The following is a 16,772-nucleotide window of genomic DNA, read 5'->3' on the forward strand; positions in this document are numbered from 1 at the left end:
AGGAGCGACCGAAGAAGGTCTTGGGCGGCCTGACCCCGACCGAATATGCCGAACAGTTGGCGGCCAAAGCCGCTACGATGAAACCCGGACTCTAAAGAGCTCCGCTACTGGAGGTGGGGGGGCGTCGGGCCCAGACTGAGAGGGACTTCCTGGCAGCGCTCATGATCCAACTAGGCAAAGAAACACGGGTGCCGGCTCGCATGCTGTTCTACTCCTTTCCGCTGACAACCCAACAATTGGCCATATTCGCATTCGCTGCGGCCTCAGATACGATTCGAGCGAACTCGGGGCCAGTAGTGCTAGCTAATCGAAATCGCCTGAACTGTCCGTCACTGCAAAGATACCCTAGTGCCAAGTCATGGTTATCCAGAAGGATCTTGAGTCGAGTTGCGGCTTCATCACCCCTTTCTGATTGGTAAAGAAACAGCGTCAGATTGTAGAGGGGCCAAATATTGTCTCCATCTGACAACTCCACTGCGTCACGGAGATGCTCCTCTGCTGCTTGCGCCAGCTGACTAGCGAGAAGTACGTCTTCTGCTTTTGTCCCCTTTCTTACCACGAGCCAATAACGATACTCGGAATAACCAAGATAATTTAGCGCCGAGGAATCTTCGGGCCTAAGTTCTAGAAATGCCTTGAACTCCTGGATAGCATTAGGATAATTTCTAACGAGCAGTGACCTGATGCCGGACTCTATGTGCGTCATTGTCTGTTTATTTTTATCAATCTCTGATGACAATTGTGCTAGCGTTGCGCGGTCCTGCTCTATTATTGACTTGTTCTCAGCAATAACTCTCTCTTGCTGAATGATGGTGTTCTTAAGTTTAATTGAATTGCTTGTTAGGTACCATATACCTATCACAATTGATATGACGAAAACCAGAGTGGTGAGTAAGGTGCGCCTACTCTTCGTGGCCAGTTCGGCGAGGCGATCCTCAAAACTAGCGCTCATCATTTGGAATTCCTGCCTCTGAGTTTATTACGGCGAGTATCGTTTGTATGCAATCCCTCCACATGCTAAGGATTCGTGATATGCAAATTCCGATAACGCCAGTTGCAGCAAAAAGCGGCACTAAGGATGCCGCTGACATGGCTCCTGTAAAGTAGGCATGCATACTCACGCTAATAAGCACAACAAATGCTGTTGTTGAAAGGGCGAGATATATTTTCCTTTCAAGTGCATTTGCTTTATGAATCCGAAGCAATGCGGACGTCGTTACGTCAATCTTGTTCCGTTCCCGCATTTCTTGGTTCCTCGCCGTCTTGAATCTTTAATTCAGTTCCGCGCGATTCATGTAAGTGATGAGCGGAGTTCGAGTTACCGAGCTCTGTGCTTGGCTGCTTTTATCTTCTCTGGACTTGTGATGTTTGCTCTATGGGATAACGGGCTTTCGCCGTGCTTCGACTAAGCGTAGCTATCGCCAACTTCGGCTCGTCGACGCAATTCAGCGAGCATTGACCGCTCCGACATATTTGTCGCCCACTCAGGTCGAAGTTGGAAGTGTGGTTGGTCTACCAATGTTTTCCAGTTTCCTCCCCATTCGAGCCCAAGCTCCATGCCAAGCGCTCCAACCGCCTTGTATAGAGGTGACTCGTTTAGGTAACGATTGCCGCTGAATATGCCAATGTCGAATGCGATCCCAAAGTTATGATTAGAGTAGCCGCCACGAGCGTTCGTTAATTTTTGTTTCGCGTTCTCACGCCCCTGTGCATAGAGGCGATTTTGCTCTTCATATGTGCGGGTCCCACTGATGACATTGATGTTGATGCCGTCGTTCTGCGCATTGAAGTAGAGCGCTCTTGCATATGGCCGGACATGCGGTAGCAAGGTTTCAATGACCTCCTCGCTGCGTTCGTTCGCTCGGTCGCCAGACCCCATGAATGCGATACGCGGCTTCAATTGAGGCTTTACGATCGCTTGGTGTATAGCTCCCCAGGTTTCTGGGCCGGCGCGACCATCAGCGTGAACCCCAAGCTTCTTCTGAACAGCACGAATCATCTCGTCGATCTTCATGCGAGGAGCCCTTCTTGGCCTCAGCACACGCCAGATGGCGTGGTCTAATTTGCACAACGCAAGGGCGGACGAAGGCCGGACAGCTCCTGAGATGGGCACGGCATGGCCTTGCTTCGAGATGCAAGATTCGGAGTTGACTGTCACCGCCATGCTCCAAGCGCAACGGCTTCCCAAGAGCGGCCGAAAATCCTGGGCGGGCCATTTTGACGACCTCTCTGAAGTGCTTGAGGGCGTCGACGCGGAGGTTTCACTGCTGCCAGCCTCCTGCGGAGCGATCTAGATGGAACGTCGAGGTCTCAGCCCAGCCGCTGGTCCAGCTCATGGTGGATCAGCACCACGCACTGCGACGCGAACAGCATCGTCCTGCCCAGCGAGATCCGCTTTGCGCCCAGCCGGTCCAGGCTGTGGAAGGTCTTCTTCGGCATCGGGATGTGGTCGGTCAGCAGGAAGCAGGCATTGCCGTCGAAGACCTGGTCACGGATCGGCGTGCCCTTGCGGTCCATCACGAACAGCGGGTGGTCCTCGGCCAGGCGCTGCACCAGCCGCTCGAAACTCAGGGTCTGCACGCTGATGCCGGGCTCGACCTCGCGCGACTGCTCCTTGTCCATGCCGCGCGATGCGTCGAGGGCGCGGGCCACCTTGGCCAGCAGCGCCTGTTCGTTGAAGCCACCGATGTCGCTCAGCGCGTTCGAATCGAAGCGAATGGTGCGGGAGAAGTCCGGGGTGGACTCCAGCACCAGGTAGACCACCACGTCGGCGCGGTGCGACTGCGCGACGAAAATGGCGTTCATCAGGGTGTGCGCGAGGATCTCGGCATGGGCGTCGCCTCCGACCTCGGCCAGCAGTTTGCGGCTGTCGGTGGGCGCGGCCCGCGCCTTCAGGACGAAGGTTCGCATCAGGTTTTCGAGTTGGTATCGGTGGTGTGGTGGGGGTCGTGGTCGGGTACGGCACCCGGGCCGTGGCGACGGTAATCCTCGCGGATGGCCAGGCAATAGGGCCCGCCCATTTCGAAGCGTCGGCAGACCGCCGGGCGGTGTTCGTAGATCGAGCATCGCATGTGCACGCCGTCGAGCGCGACGCACCAGCCGTCCTCGTCGCGCGCCATCACGTGCAGGCCGGCCTCGGTATGCGTGGTGAGGTGGCTGGCGATGCGGTCGCCTTCCTGCAGCACCACGGTCAGCCGGCAGCACACCGCATCGCAGCGGCTGCATAGCGGGCGATCGTCCGCGACGCCCGGCGTCGGGCCGTGCGGGTCGGTCGGATTGGGCGGGGCTGGGCGGCAATGGCCTGGCATGGGGGCTCCCGTATAGCGACGCCCACGAGGGGCGGTCACGCGTGGAGGGAGCGATCCGGCGACGACAGTCGGAGGGGACGCGCGAATGCGGCGATGGTGCGTGGGCAGCTTACACCCGTGCCGCGGAAAACCGGGGTCAGAGTCGACTTTTCCCCGGCGGGTCGAGTGGGGCGGGGCACTTGCGGGGACGGCCGATCTTCCTGGGGCCGGCGGGTCGGCCCAGTTGCGCTTCGATGGCGCGGCGGAATCGATCGGGGCCGTAGGCATGCTGGCGTTGCAGGTGCAGGCGGATGGCGTCGGTCTCATCCGGGTCCACGGCCTGCATGACGGCGGCGCGCCAGGCGCGACGGCATGCATCGGGCCCATCGCCCAGCGCCCGCCAGGCGGGGTGGGGATGGATCAGCGGGTCGGGGTGGCCGTCGGCGGTGTGGCGATGGCTGGACCAGCGGTAGTCGGCGGGGTCGGCGACCATGCGGGCCCTGACGGGGTTGAGTTCGATGTAGCGCTGGCACTGCAGCAGGGAGCGGTCGCCCGCCACGAGGCAGGACTTGTAGCGGCCCTCCCACAGCGTGCCGGTGCGATGGTAGTGGTCGTTGACGTAGCGGACATACCGGCGCCCGAGGTCCTGCATGAGGCGCGGGACCTGTCCCGTTTCCCGGGGTGTCGCGAGCAGGTGGACGTGGTTGCCCATCAGCACGTAGGCATGCACGGCGCAGCCATGGCGCAGTGTCAGTTCGCGCAGGTCCTGCAGGTAGCGGACGCGGTCGATGTCGGTGAAAAAGCACGGCTGGCGGTCGTTCCCGCGCTGGACGATGTGCTGGGCAATGCCGGGCAGGTCGATGCGGGCGTGTCGGGGCATGGGCGCGTCCGTGCGGAGGGAGAGCGCTCAGGCTAGTGCGGGGCCGTTACCGCCGGAACCGGTCAATGGCCCGCCGTCGTGTCAGAAAACTCCACTCTGACCCCGGTTTTGGTTCTCGTGCGTGACCGGCCTCAAATGTCAGGCTCGCGCAACGCTGTGCACACACAATCCCCACCACGACAAGACTGTTCCATGCCCCTCGCAACCGGCAGGATTCGCCCTGCCGATCGAAGAGGAGACGTGGCATGAAGAACTGGCTGTTCCTGGCCATCGCGATCATAGGGGAGGTCGTCGCGACGTCGGCGCTGAAGTCCAGCGAAGGCTTCACGAAGGCGCTGCCTTCCGTTGTCGTCGTCGTGGGCTACGGGGTCGCGTTCTATTTCCTGTCGCTGGCGCTGAAGGCCATCCCGGTAGGAATCGCCTATGCCATATGGGCGGGGCTGGGCATCGTGCTGGTGACCGCGATCGCCTGGGCCTTCCACGGGCAGAAGCTCGACGCGTGGGCGTTCCTGGGCATGGGGCTGATCGTCAGCGGAGTGGCGGTGCTCAACCTGCTGTCGAAAGCCGGCACGCATTGACATGCATCGCCCAGTCCCGGCCGGGAAACCTTCCGCTTTCCGGTGAGATTGGCAACAAGATGCGATCGTCTCTGGGATCGGCTTCGTCCTGATCGGGCGTGGACGCTGCTCAGCACGTGACGGTCAGTGCTTCATGGGCCGGCTACCGGACCCATGCGATAGTGGCGCGGAAACCGGGGAACACCATTGATCGACTTCTCGACGGGCCTTCGGATGCCCACCGTCAAGGGCGGGCGCGTGCCGGCCCGCCGCTTTCGCAACCTGCTGCTGGCCTGCCTGTTGGGGCTGGGCGTGGTGTCCGTTGCCCACGCGACCGACGGCACGCCGCCGCTTGCACCGGACCCCGCCGCGCCGGCACCGCCGGCCACCTGCGGCGAGCGCCTGCCCGGTGACGACCGGCCGCGCATCGGTCTGGCGCTGGGCGGTGGCGGTGCGCGCGGCATCGCCCATATCAGCGTGCTTGAGAAGCTCGAGGCGCTGCAGGTGCCGGTCGACTGCATCGCCGGCACCAGTGCGGGTGCGCTGGTCGGTGCGCTGTATGCGGCCGGGCGGACGCCGGCGGAGATCGCCGACATCGTCCGCGAGACCGACTGGGAGGCCACCTTCGCCGACGGCCTGCCGCGGCAGGAGCGCACCCTGCGACGCAAGGCCGAGGACTACACGCGGCTGACCACGCTGGGGCTGGGCCTGGACGGCGAGGGCGTGTCGATCTCCGCGGGGCTAAGCGAGGGCATCAAGCTGATGGCGCTGTTCGAGGACGCCACCGGCAGCACCCGCGTGGCCGGCAGCTTCGACGACCTGCCGATCCCGTTCCGCGCGGTCGCCACCGACGTCAACACCGGCGAGGCGGTGGTGCTGGACGGTGGCAGCCTGCCGCTGGCGATGCGCGCGAGCATGTCGCTGCCGGCGATCATGCGGCCGGTCGAAGTCGATGGCCGGATGCTGCTCGACGGCGGCCTCGCCAACCAGGTGCCGGTGGACGTGGTGCGCGCGATGGGCGCGGACCGGGTGATCGCGGTCGATGTCGGCACGCCGCTGGGCACGCACGGGCGGAACATCAGCCTGCTCGAGGTGATCGACCAGATGACCGGCTTCCTGACCACCCGCAACGCGGCCGAACAGCTGGCCACGCTGGGGCCCGATGACGTGCTGATCGCCCCCGACCTGGGCGACGACGTGGCCAGTGCCGACTTCGACAAGGCCGGGCTTGCGCTGCAGATCGGCCGCGAGGCCGCGGACGCCGCGGGCGGGTCGCTGGCGCGGCTGTCGGTGGATGCGTCGACCTATGCCGCATTCCAGGCGCGCCACCGGGCCGCCCGGCCGGACCCGCGCCCGGTCGCCTTCGTCGAGATGGACAACCGCACCGGCTACGACGACGCGGTGCTGCGGGCCTTCCTGCCGGTGGAGGAGGGCGAGGTGCTGGATGCCGACGCCATGCACCACGGTCTGGAGCAGGCCTACGGGTTGGGCACGCTGTCGAGCATCTCGTACCAGCGCATCGATCGCGACGGCGAGCAGGGCGTGCGGGTGACCGCGGTGGAGAAGCCGCACGGCCCGACCTACCTGGAGGCCGGCCTGTCGGTCAGCGATGACCTGCGCGGCAACCAGGAGAACAACCTGCGCGCCGCGCTGCTGTTCTCGCCGCTGTCGTCGATCGGCAGCGAAGGCCGGGTGGTGCTGCAGATCGGCAGCGAGCCGGGGCTCACCGGCAGCTACTACCACCCGTTCGACGTGCGCGGTCGCCATGCGCTTGACGTGATCGGCGGCTTCCAGAGCCAGAACATCAACATCTTCGACGACACCGGCAACAAGACCGACCGCTACCGGGTGAGGCGCTACGGGCTGACCTCGTCGCTGGTCCGCAATTTCGGCAACACGGTAGCGGTGTCGGTGGGGCTGTCGCGCTATCGCGGCAGTGCGTCGCAGGAGATCGGCAGCCCGCAGGCGCCCGACCTGTCCTTCGACGAAGGGGCGGCGACGTTCATGGTCGAGGTTGATGACATCGACAGCCTGTTCTTCCCGCGCGACGGCGTGTTCATGCGGGCGGCGTACACGACCTCGCGCGATTGGCTGGGCTCGGACACCGACTTCGACCAGGCGGACGTGGATGTCTTCGCCGCGCAGAGTTTCGGTGCGCACTCGCTCCAGCTGGGCGCCCGTTACCACGCTACCGTTGATGGCGTGGCGCCGGTGCAGAGCCTGTACCGGCTGGGCGGACGCTGGCGGCTGGCCGGTTTCCAGCACAACCAGCTGACCGGCCAGGCCTACGCGCTCGGCTTCGCCGGCTACACCTACGAGCTGGGCGAGTGGTTCGGCCGCTCCGCGCAGGTCGGCGGCACCGTCGAGTACGGCAATGCCTGGCAGGACCGCCACGACATGGCGCTGGACGACGGCCTGTTCAACGGCAGCCTGTTCATCGGCTTCGACTCCTGGGTCGGCCCGCTGATCTTCGGCATGGGCTTCAAGGAAGGCGGCGGCAACCTGTTCTTCCTCGAGCTGGGGGAGTCGCTGTAGGGGGAGACTGTAGAGGGACCGTTCCGCGACGTCGGGATGCAATTGCGGGCGCCCGGGTTTGCCTCTACTCTCCGGCGCAGGGACCGGCGGCGGAGCCGGAGCATCGGGGGCAAAGGTATGCGCAAGCTGGGTTGGGTCGTCCTGTGTTGGATCGGGATGACGGGAATGGCGATGGCGACCGATTTTTCCTTCGGTGTTGCCACCCGACTGACCCTGGCGCGCGAAACAGCCAGCAGCGTGGCGATCGGCGATGCCAACGGTGACGGGCGGGCCGACCTTGCCGTCATCAACGATATTTTCCCCGAGAAGCACCGGCTGGAGCTCTACCTTCAGCGCGCCGACGGTTCTCTGGCGCGACCGGTTGGACTGGACCTTCCGGAGGCGGTGGCCTGGGGATACCCCGTGGCGTTCGTGGACCTGGACGACGACGGGGCCCGGGAAATACTCGTGGGGACGACCGACCTCACGATCGTGAAGTATGCGTCGGACACCCTGACGGTAATGGAGAGCCGATGGGTCCGTTATGGCTGCGCCTACCTGGCGGACGGTGACGTCGATGCCGATGGCCACGTGGATGTGTTGTGCCATAGCGGCATCGGCACTCCCAGCAGCGCGACCGTGCTTTATGGGAATGGCCGCGGGGGATTCCGTTCGACCCTGCAGTTGCTCACGGGGGTCGGTACGTTCGGGAGCCAGCCGGATCTGGGTAGCGTAAGGTTGGCCGACGTCAACAACGACGGCCACCTGGACCTGCTTGTCACGGCGTCCCGTGTCGGCAATTTCTTCGTGTATCCCGGGGATGGCGCGGGGGGCTTCGGTCACGGGACGGGGTATCCGCACCCGCCGTCCTCCCGGGGCATCTGGGCGGCAGGGCTGGAAGTGCTGGATCTGGATGGCGACGGCATCAACGAGGTCGTCACGGCCAGTCCGGACAACCAGCCCGATGCGATGTTGAACATCTATCGCCTCCAGGCGAATGGTTATCTCGCACTCTCGGAACGGCGGCCGACTTACGACAGTACGACCGCACTGCTGACGGCGGACGTGGATGGCGATGGCGATACGGAACTGCTTGCGGGTCACTTCTACTTTCATGCCGTGACGGTATTGGGCGCGGGAGGTCCCGGCCTCACACAGCCGGTGCGCTACGAGTTGCCGGGGTTCGGGAACCAGGTGGAGTACGCCCGACTCCTGGGAACATCCAAGGCGCTCGCCCTGGGGGACCTGGACGGCGACGACTGCATCGATCTGGCTGCAGCAACGTATTCCGGTGTCCTGCTGTTGCAGGGTTGTCGTCCCCACATACGCCGGATTCCATCGAGCGACTTCGATGGAGATGGCGTCTCTGACCTGCTCTGGAGGTCCTTCACCTCTGAGGTGATGATGTGGCAGTGGGCGGATGTAGAGGCATGGCGACAATGTGCATTGCCATGCCCTGTCCACAAGGTCGGGGCATGGCAGGTGCAGGTGTTCGGCGACTTCAATGGTGACGGCACGTCAGACGTGTTCTGGCGCGACGCTGATACCGGTCAGAACGCGGTCCTGCTCTCGGGGTTCTACGAACGTCCGCTCAGGACGGTGACCAACCAGGACTGGCAGGTGGTCGGGTCCGGGGATTTCAATGGCGACGACGAATCGGACCTGCTGTGGCGGAATGGCCGCACGGGCGCCAATGTGATCTGGATGTCGGGCGACTACAGGCGCCAACAGGCCACCCGTGGCGTCACGGACCTGCGCTGGCACGTGGCTGGGGTGGGGGATTTCGACGGTGATGGGCGTTCGGACATCCTTTGGCGCCATGCCAGCTCCGGCAAGAACGTCGTCTGGCCCTCCGGACGCTTCGAGACGCGCCGCGCTGTCACGGCTGTCACCGATACGCGCTGGCAGATCCAGGGCGTCGGCGACTTCAATGGTGATGGCCAGGACGACATCGTCTGGCGCCAGACCGAAACGGGCGGCAACGTCATCTGGCTTTCCGGCAACTACAGGACCCGGAAGAACGTGGTCACCGTGACCAACCGGAGCTGGTCGATCGAGGCCGTGGGCGACTACAACGGTGACGGCGTGAGCGATCTTTTCTGGCGGAACAGCAGGACCGGCGCCAATGTCATCTGGAGGTCCGCTGATTACAAGACGCAACAGTCCGTGGCGCCCATGGAAGCGGGCGGCGCCTTGCGGTTGCTGCCATGAGTACGGGTTTGCCTGCGATGAGGATCCCCATTTTGATGCGACTCCTGTTTGCCGCTGGTTTGTGGCTCTCGGCGCAGCTCCCTCTGCATGCGGGTGGGTTCGAATTCGAGCCCCGGATGGACCTGAGGTGGGCCGGTGGTGCGTTCGCCGTTTCCACGGCGGATTTCAACGGTGACGGGCGGGACGACATGGCCGTCATCCAGCATGGATATTTCGAGGTCCTGCTGCAGGATGCGTCCGGCACGCTCGGATCCCCGGTGCGCTATGGCGAGGATGGTGTGTTCTATCTCACGGTCTCGCATGCGGACATCGACGCGGATGGGGTCCAGGAGATCCTGCTCGGGCACGCCGGTGGCCTGACGGTGTACCGCTGGAACGGCACCGGTCTCAGCATTGAGAACCATCCCTCGGCCAATGCGTGCTGGTTCATGGCCTCTGCGGACCTTGATGCGGATGGACGCTCGGACGTTCTGTGTCATGGGCGCGATGGCGATGCATCGATCTACTACAGCGCGCCCACCGGTCATCTGGGCGCGCCGGTTTACATGCAGACATCCGCGCACTGGCCACGTTTCGAAGAGCTGCGTTACGTGACCCAGGCTCGATTGAAGGACGTCACGGGTGACGACAAGCCGGACCTGTTGCTGGCCGCCAATACTTCCAGCACGTTCTTCGTCTATCCCCATGATGGGGTGCGCGGGTTCTTGCCGGGGACGTCGTATTCCTATCCGCCGGGCTACCACGTTCGTTCCGGCAGCATCGAAGCGGTAGACCTGGATGGCGATGGCGCGAACGAAGTGATCGTGACCATGCCCTGCAATACGCCGTGCGCGGCGATCCTGGTCTACGAGCAGGATGCGACTGGCCACCTGGCCCTCTCAAGGACGTTGACAACCCACGATATCCCGCGCGCTTTGCTGGCGTACGATTTCGATGGAAATGGATACCAGGATCTGCTGGTGGGGCACTCCGGTTGGATGTCAGTGGGCCTCTACAAGGGAAGCGCGAACGGCCTCTCGCAAGGCGAGCACCGTTTCCAGGTGCCCGTCGAGGCCTTTCCGGAAGGTTACTCGCTGGGAGACCTGAACCATGACGGCTACATGGATCTCGCGGTGGCGAACTCCTTTGGCATCAGCCTTATGTATGGGCGTCCGGGACATCCGATCGCCAACGATCTGGATGGCGATTACGTATCCGACGTGCTCTGGCGCCGGGTGACGGGCGCGAACGTGGCCTGGCTTTCCGCGGACAGTACGACCACCCAGACGATCGGCTTCGCCGATCCGGCATGGCAGGCCCAGGCCACGGGTGACTTCGACGGTGACGGGGTCGGTGAAGTATTCCTGCGGAACACGACGACGGGGGCCAACCAGCTTCGTGAGGCAGGTTCCGCGCCTACAACCATCACGGCCGTCAGCAACCGGGACTGGCAGGTCGTAGGGGCAGGGGACTTCGATGGCGACGGGCAGTCCGATCTCCTGTGGCGCAACGCCCGCAATGGTGCCAACGTCATCTGGAAGTCAGCCCACTACAAGCGCCAGCAATCCGTGCGGGGTGTGACGGACCTGCGCTGGCAGGTGGCTGGCGTGGGCGACTTCGATCGTGACGGGCGCGCGGACATTCTCTGGCGCCATGCCACCTCCGGTCGGAACGCGATCTGGCGTTCTGCGCACTTCAGGACACTGCAGCCCATACGGGCCGTGACCAATATCCAGTGGCAGGTCCAGGGCATCGGAGACTTCAATGACGATGGCGCCGATGACATCGTCTGGCGAAACGTGGGCACGGGCATGAATACCATCTGGCTATCGGCCGACTATGGGAACCAGCAAGGGGTCGTCGCGGTGACCAATACCAATTGGACCATCGCTGCGGTCGGCGATTACGATGGTGACGGCGTCAGTGACCTGTTCTGGCGCGACGAGCAGACCGGAAGCAACACCGTCTGGTTCACCGCGGATCGCGATTTCCAGAGGCCGGAGGCCACCGTCAACTCGATGTGGAACGTTGTCCGGTAGCGTCGCTATCGAGTTGCTCAAGCACTTCAGAAGGCGGTCCTTGGATGAAAGTACGCGTGCACGGATTGACCGCACTGGTCCTGGTTGGCCTTGTCGCAGGCTGCGATGTCGGCGGTGACGCGGCACCGGAGGCCCCGCATGACCCGGGCGTGCCCTCCGGTGATGCAGTGTCCCTGGCGTGCACCTCCGCCGATGCCGAGACCGGAGAGCGGATTCCGATGGGCGACCTGATCCAGCTGGACATGGAGCTGCGTTACGAGGCGAGCCACGAGATGGAGAGCGTGTTCCCCGACGTCCGGCACACGTTCTCCGGACGCTCGCGTGTCGAAGGCACGTCGAGCCAGCTCGCATGCATGAGCGAGCAGTACGGCTACACGCAGTTCGAGCTGCGCCCCTATGCGGAGGACGAGGTCGGCCCATTCCCGGTCGTCAGTCGCGGCGAGGCGATGGTCCAGGCCACGAGGACCATCGAGGTCGAGGGCACGACCATGCGCGAGGACGTCGACTTCAAGGGGCCGCTTGAACGCCTCGAGGTGGCGTCGGTCACCGTCCGGGACGACACGAACGCGAATGGCGCATGCGTCGGCATCCGCTTCATCGCGCCACTGTCAGGGACCTCACGCAGCAGCGGTCGCCTGAACGGGAAGCACCTCGAGCAGGACTCAGGTCCCGACATCGTGGGGGACGCGTACTCGGCCCTCGCCATCAAGACCTATGGCACGGATGACCATGAGTTCGGCACCCGGGGGCTCTCCATCTGCATGGGGGATCCGCACGCAGAACCGGGCGTGAGCGGCGCGCCGCCGCAGGGGATGAAGGTCAGCGCGGACAGCCGGGTCTGGAGCCGGGATGGCGAATGGACCGGTCATCTGTCGGGCCCCAACGAGACACGCCGCGTGTATTTCCGCATGCGGGTGGTGCCGCGGACATTGGACTTCACGCATCCCCAGCAGGACAGCCCACGTTGATCTCCGGCGGAGCGGGGGCAGAGACGCATGCCCCGGCCCCGCGCCTATCGAAGCACCCGATCCAATCCGACGCCTCGCTCAGTGCGCCGGCTTCCAGTCCGCCGACGGGATCGTGTTCACCATCCACGGCACGCCGAACTTGTCGACCAGTGCGCCGTAACCGGGCGACCAGAAGGTTTCCTCGAACGGCATGACCGTCTTGCCGCCCTCGGACAGGCGCTCGAACCAGCGCTTGGCCTGGTCGATGTCGTCGGTGTGCAGGGTGACGTCGAAGCCGTTCTTGGGCTTGTCGATGTCGGGCGCCCATTCGGTGTCCATGTCGGCGCCCATCAGCGACTGGTCGCCGGCGTCGAGCCAGCAGTGCATCAGCCAGTCCTTCTTGTCTTCGCTGATGGGCATGCCCGGGGGCGCCTCGCCATACGGGAAGGCGGCGGTGATCTTGCCGCCGAGCACGTCGGCGTAGAACTCGAACGCGTCGCGGCATTGGCCCTGGAAGCTCAGGCTGGTGACGATTTTCATGGGACTCTCCTTGGGAAGGGGCCGGACCCGCGCGGAAGGCCGCCGGGGTCGGCCGGGGGGCTCAGCCGCGGCGTGCGGCTTCGATGGCGGCGACGTCGATCTTGCGCATGGTCATCATGGCGTCGAAGGCACGCTTGGCTGCGGCGCGGTCGGGGTCGGTCCAGGCTTCGACCAGGACGCGCGGGGTGATCTGCCACGACAGGCCCCACTTGTCCTTGCACCAGCCGCATTCGCTCTCCTGCCCGCCGTTGCCGACGATGGCGTCCCACAAGCGGTCGGTCTCGGCCTGGTCCTCGGTGGCGACCTGGAACGAGAAGGCTTCGCTGTGCTTGAACGCCGGTCCGCCGTTCAGGCCCATGCAGGGAATGCCCATGACGGTGAAGTCCACGACCAGCACATCGCCCTGCTGGCCACTGGGGTAGTCGCCGGGCGCGTGATGGATGGCATCCACCGAGCTGTCGGGAAAGGTCGCGGCATAGAAGGTGGCGGCATCGAGCGCATCGCCGTCGAACCACAGGCACACGGTGTTCTTGGGGATCATCCGGGGTCTCCTGGCAGTGTCGGCGGGCCAGGGTGCCCGCCTGTCCATGACGACGAGCGGGGTGGGGGTGGATCGACATCCGGCCCGTGGATGTGTCGTCGGATCGTCCGGAGGTTACTCCGTATGAGCCGGGCGGGCCCATCGTGCGCCTCTACCGCGTGCCTCGGACGCGGTTTCGCGTGGCCTTGCCCGGCGTTTCGATAGGGTCGGGGCATCCCGCGTATGGAGGCCCTCATGTCCGACCTTGCCCGAACGGCGATCTGCTACCGCATGGTGATGCCCGACCACGTCTGCCCGTATGGGTTGAAGACGGTGCACCTGCTCAAGCGCAAGGGCTACCGGGTGGACGATCGCTGGCTTCGAACGCGTGAGGAGACCGATGCGTTCAAAGCGGAGCATGGCGTGGCGACCACGCCGCAGACCTTCATCGACGGGCAGCGGATCGGGGGCTATGACGCGCTGCGACGGTGGTTCGGGCTGTCCGTGCGGGACCCCGACGCCACGAGCTACCGGCCGGTGGTCGCCGTGTTCGCGGTCGCGGCCCTGCTCGCGATGGCGGTCGGGTGGTCCGGCGATGGCGTGGCGCCGGTCGCATGGGCGGAGGACTTCGTCGCATTCAGCATGTGCCTGCTTGCGATGCTGAAGCTGCAGGACGTCGAAACCTTCTCGACGATGTTCCTCAACTACGACCTGCTGGCGCGGCGCTGGGTGCCTTACGGCTACCTCTACCCGTTCCTGGAGCTGCTGGCCGGCGTGCTGATGGTGGCCGACGCGTGGGTCGGCGTCGCGGTGCCGGTCGCGCTGTTCATCGGCGGCATCGGTGCGGTGTCGGTGGTCAAGGCGGTGTACGTCGATAGGCGCGAGTTGAAATGCGCCTGCGTGGGCGGCGGAAGCCGCGTGCCGCTGGGGTTCGTGTCGCTGACGGAGAACCTGATGATGGTGGCGATGGCGGCGTGGATGCTGCTGCGGCCCTCGATGTGACGCTCGATACGAGGCCCGACACGACGCCCGCGCAGGCGGCTATATCCGGCGCACCCGGAACTTCCGCCCCTTGATCTTGCCCGCTTGCAGGCGCGAGAGCGCCAGCGCGGCCTTGCCCTGTGCGATGGCGACGTAGCTGCGGGTGGCGAAGATGTCGATCTTGCCCAGCGCATCGCCCGGCAGGCCGGCGTCGCCGGTCAGCGCGCCGACGATGTCGCCGGGGCGGAGCTTGTCGGTGCGGCCGGCATCGATGCGCAGGGTCGCCATTCGGGCGCGTGGAGCCATGCCGGGCCGCAGGGCGGCCATGGGCGCCTTGTGCCAACGCAGCGGCGTGCCTTGCCGCTCCTCGAGGTCGCGGGCACGGGCGAGTTCGCGCGGTGTGACCAGGCTGAGTGCGACGCCGGCCCGGCCGGCGCGACCGGTGCGCCCGATCCGGTGCACGTACACGTCGGGGTCGGTCGGCAGTTCGTAGTTGACGACGGCGCCGATGCCGTCGACGTCCAGACCGCGCGCAGCGACGTCGCTGGCCACCAGCACCTGGCAGCTGCGGTTGGCGAAGCGCACCAGCACTTCCTCGCGGTCGCGCTGTTCCATGTCGCCATGCAGGGCGGCGGCGGAGAAGCCCAGGTGGGCGAGCGAGGCGACGACTTCTTCGGTGTCGCGCCGCATGTTGCAGAAGACCACCGCCGACTCGGGGTTGTGCTCGATCAGCAGGCCGGCGAGGGCGGCCGGCTTGCGCGCAGGTTCGACTTCGAAGAAGCGCTGCTCGATGTGGGCGTGCGGCGCGTCGGCGTCGACGGTGACTGTCAGTGGGTCGCGCATCAGCCCGTGCGCGACCGCGTCGAGGCCCTCGGGCCAGGTGGCGGAGAACAGCAGGGTCTGGCGTTGTCGCGGCGTGCGCCCGACGATCTTGCGGATGGGTTCCTCGAAGCCCATGTCGAGCATCCGGTCGGCCTCGTCGAGCACCAGCACGCGCAGGTCGCGCAGGTCCAGTGCGGGCGCCCCTTCGATACGCGCGCCGAGCAGTTCCAGCACGCGGCCCGGCGTCCCGACGACGACATGCGGCGCATGCGCCAGCGAGGCGAGCTGCGGCGCCAGCGGAACACCGCCGGTGAGGGTGAGCAGCTTGAGGTTGGGGATGCCGGTGGCCAGCCGGCGGACGTGCTTGCTGACCTGGTCGGCGAGCTCGCGGGTCGGGCACAGCACCAGGGCCTGCACACCGATGCGGGACGGGTCGAGGTGGTGGAGCAGCGCCAGCCCGAAGGTGGCGGTCTTGCCGCTGCCGGTGGGCGCCTGCCCGATCAGGTCGCGGCCTTCGAGCAGCGCCGGAAGGCCCTGTGCCTGGATCGGCGTCATGTGCACGTGGCCGAACGCGTCCAGCCCCTGGAGCAGGGCCGGGGCGAGCGGGAGGTCGGAGAACTCGGCGGGGCGGTCAGTCATGCGGCGGCATGATACGGGGTCGCTGCGAGCGGTGCTGGCGGACGACGGCGTGGCGTGGCGTTCGCGTCGCCTTGCCACGCGGCACGCTAGCGTCGACCCTCCGTCCCATGGAACCGGTCATGTCCGATCCGGCACGCACGACGCCCGGCCGCAGGAAGGTGAAATACCGGTGCGTCCGACTCAGGGAATCCAGGCGGGGGCAGGCATGAGCGGGCAGACACCGGCGCCTGCACAGCGCGATCCAAGGGCTGCGAACGGGGGTGCTGGCCATCTCGGGGTGGTGCTGGCTGCCGGGGGCAGCCGGCGGCTGGGGATGCCCAAGCAACTGCTGCGTCGCGAAGGAGTGACCCTGCTTCGCCGCACCGTCGAAAAGGTCCTCGCCACGGGCGCTGATGCGGTGTTCGTGGTGCTCGGCGCGGGGCTGGAGCGGATGCGGGGGGAGCTGGACGGCCTGCAGGTCACCGTGGTGGTGAACCAAGGGTGGTCGAGCGGGCTGGCCTCCTCCCTGAAAGCGGGGGCCTGCGCGGTCGCCGCGCAGCGGGCCGGGCAGGTGCTGCTGGTCGGCGTGGACCAGCCGATGCTGGACGCGGCCCATCTGGCCCGGCTGCTCGCCGCCGCGCGCGAACGGCCTGAACATGAGGTCGTGAGCGGCTATGCCGGCACCATCGGCATCCCGGCCGTGGTAACCCGCGCGACCTTGCAGCAGGCCGGGTCGCTCACAGGTGATCGCGGTCTCAAGACCGTTCTCGCCGCGCGCCCGCGAACAGTCGTCGACAATCCGGCGCTCGCCGAGGACATCGACACCCCGGAAGCGCTGGCGCGCCTTCGGGCCTCCGGTGTGCTCGATTAGCCGGCG

15 protein-coding genes are annotated in these 16,772 nt (G+C 65.3%); 7 read left to right on the forward strand and 8 right to left on the reverse strand.

All coding sequences use genetic code 11. The features are described 5' to 3' along the window. Nucleotides 1-208 precede the first annotated feature (208 nt). From H4F99_RS11490 to H4F99_RS11510, 5 genes are all read right to left on the reverse strand, one after another. A complete protein-coding gene (locus tag H4F99_RS11490; protein ID WP_182669892.1) occupies nt 209-952 on the reverse strand; it encodes a tetratricopeptide repeat protein in 744 nt (247 codons plus the stop codon). 453 nt (nt 953-1,405) lie between these two features. Beyond that, nucleotides 1,406-2,014, reverse strand: a complete 609-nt coding sequence (locus H4F99_RS11495) for a M15 family metallopeptidase (protein WP_182669893.1) — start codon at nt 2,012-2,014, stop codon at nt 1,406-1,408. 296 nt (nt 2,015-2,310) lie between these two features. Then, nucleotides 2,311-2,910, reverse strand: coding sequence for a tRNA (pseudouridine(54)-N(1))-methyltransferase TrmY (trmY, locus tag H4F99_RS11500; RefSeq protein WP_182669894.1), 600 nt, complete (start codon nt 2,908-2,910; stop codon nt 2,311-2,313). Then, nucleotides 2,910-3,308 carry a YkgJ family cysteine cluster protein gene (locus H4F99_RS11505; protein ID WP_182669895.1) on the reverse strand — a complete coding sequence of 133 codons (399 nt, stop codon included), beginning with the start codon at nt 3,306-3,308 and terminating at the stop codon, nt 2,910-2,912. Before H4F99_RS11505 ends, trmY begins: the two co-directional genes overlap by 1 nt. Nucleotides 3,309-3,444: 136 nt before the next feature. Beyond that, complete coding sequence (locus H4F99_RS11510; RefSeq protein ID WP_182669896.1) at nt 3,445-4,167, reverse strand: transposase; 723 nt, start codon at nt 4,165-4,167, stop codon at nt 3,445-3,447. A 245-nt stretch (nt 4,168-4,412) separates the two neighbouring features. Here H4F99_RS11510 and H4F99_RS11515 point away from each other — a divergent pair, with 245 nt between their 5' ends. The 5 genes from H4F99_RS11515 (at nt 4,413) to H4F99_RS11535 (ending at nt 12,435) form a co-directional block, all read left to right on the forward strand. Beyond that, complete coding sequence (locus H4F99_RS11515) at nt 4,413-4,745, forward strand: Qac family quaternary ammonium compound efflux SMR transporter (RefSeq protein WP_182669897.1); 333 nt, start codon at nt 4,413-4,415, stop codon at nt 4,743-4,745. Nucleotides 4,746-4,958: 213 nt separating this feature from the next. After that, nucleotides 4,959-7,259: a patatin-like phospholipase family protein gene (locus tag H4F99_RS11520; RefSeq protein ID WP_182669898.1), complete on the forward strand. Its 2,301-nt coding sequence runs from the start codon at nt 4,959-4,961 to the stop codon at nt 7,257-7,259. 165 nt (nt 7,260-7,424) lie between these two features. Next, complete coding sequence (locus H4F99_RS11525; RefSeq protein WP_182669899.1) at nt 7,425-9,449, forward strand: FG-GAP repeat domain-containing protein; 2,025 nt, start codon at nt 7,425-7,427, stop codon at nt 9,447-9,449. 35 nt (nt 9,450-9,484) lie between these two features. Further along, nucleotides 9,485-11,467 (forward strand): FG-GAP repeat domain-containing protein, encoded by a 1,983-nt coding sequence (locus H4F99_RS11530; RefSeq protein WP_182669900.1) that lies wholly within the window; start codon nt 9,485-9,487, stop codon nt 11,465-11,467. A 44-nt stretch (nt 11,468-11,511) separates the two neighbouring features. Then, nucleotides 11,512-12,435 (forward strand): hypothetical protein, encoded by a 924-nt coding sequence (locus H4F99_RS11535; protein WP_182669901.1) that lies wholly within the window; start codon nt 11,512-11,514, stop codon nt 12,433-12,435. Between the two features lie 78 nt (nt 12,436-12,513). Here H4F99_RS11535 and H4F99_RS11540 read toward each other — a convergent pair whose 3' ends face one another. Then, nucleotides 12,514-12,954: a VOC family protein gene (locus H4F99_RS11540; RefSeq protein ID WP_182669902.1), complete on the reverse strand. Its 441-nt coding sequence runs from the start codon at nt 12,952-12,954 to the stop codon at nt 12,514-12,516. Nucleotides 12,955-13,015: 61 nt separating this feature from the next. Then, nucleotides 13,016-13,495: a VOC family protein gene (locus tag H4F99_RS11545; protein ID WP_182669903.1), complete on the reverse strand. Its 480-nt coding sequence runs from the start codon at nt 13,493-13,495 to the stop codon at nt 13,016-13,018. A gap of 234 nt (nt 13,496-13,729) precedes the next feature. Here H4F99_RS11545 and H4F99_RS11550 point away from each other — a divergent pair, with 234 nt between their 5' ends. Further along, entirely contained in the window at nt 13,730-14,476 is a 747-nt protein-coding gene (locus H4F99_RS11550) for a MauE/DoxX family redox-associated membrane protein (RefSeq protein ID WP_182669904.1), read from the forward strand. A gap of 39 nt (nt 14,477-14,515) precedes the next feature. Here the strand turns inward: H4F99_RS11550 and dbpA are convergent, their stop codons facing one another. Beyond that, nucleotides 14,516-15,916, reverse strand: coding sequence for an ATP-dependent RNA helicase DbpA (dbpA, locus tag H4F99_RS11555; RefSeq protein WP_182669905.1), 1,401 nt, complete (start codon nt 15,914-15,916; stop codon nt 14,516-14,518). 205 nt (nt 15,917-16,121) lie between these two features. On the opposite strand from dbpA, the gene H4F99_RS11560 reads away from it, so the two are divergent. Beyond that, nucleotides 16,122-16,766, forward strand: coding sequence for a nucleotidyltransferase family protein (locus H4F99_RS11560; protein WP_281369253.1), 645 nt, complete (start codon nt 16,122-16,124; stop codon nt 16,764-16,766). Nucleotides 16,767-16,772 lie beyond the last annotated feature (6 nt).

It is taken from the genome of Marilutibacter penaei, from assembly GCF_014145395.1.
GTDB lineage: Bacteria > Pseudomonadota > Gammaproteobacteria > Xanthomonadales > Xanthomonadaceae > Marilutibacter > Marilutibacter penaei.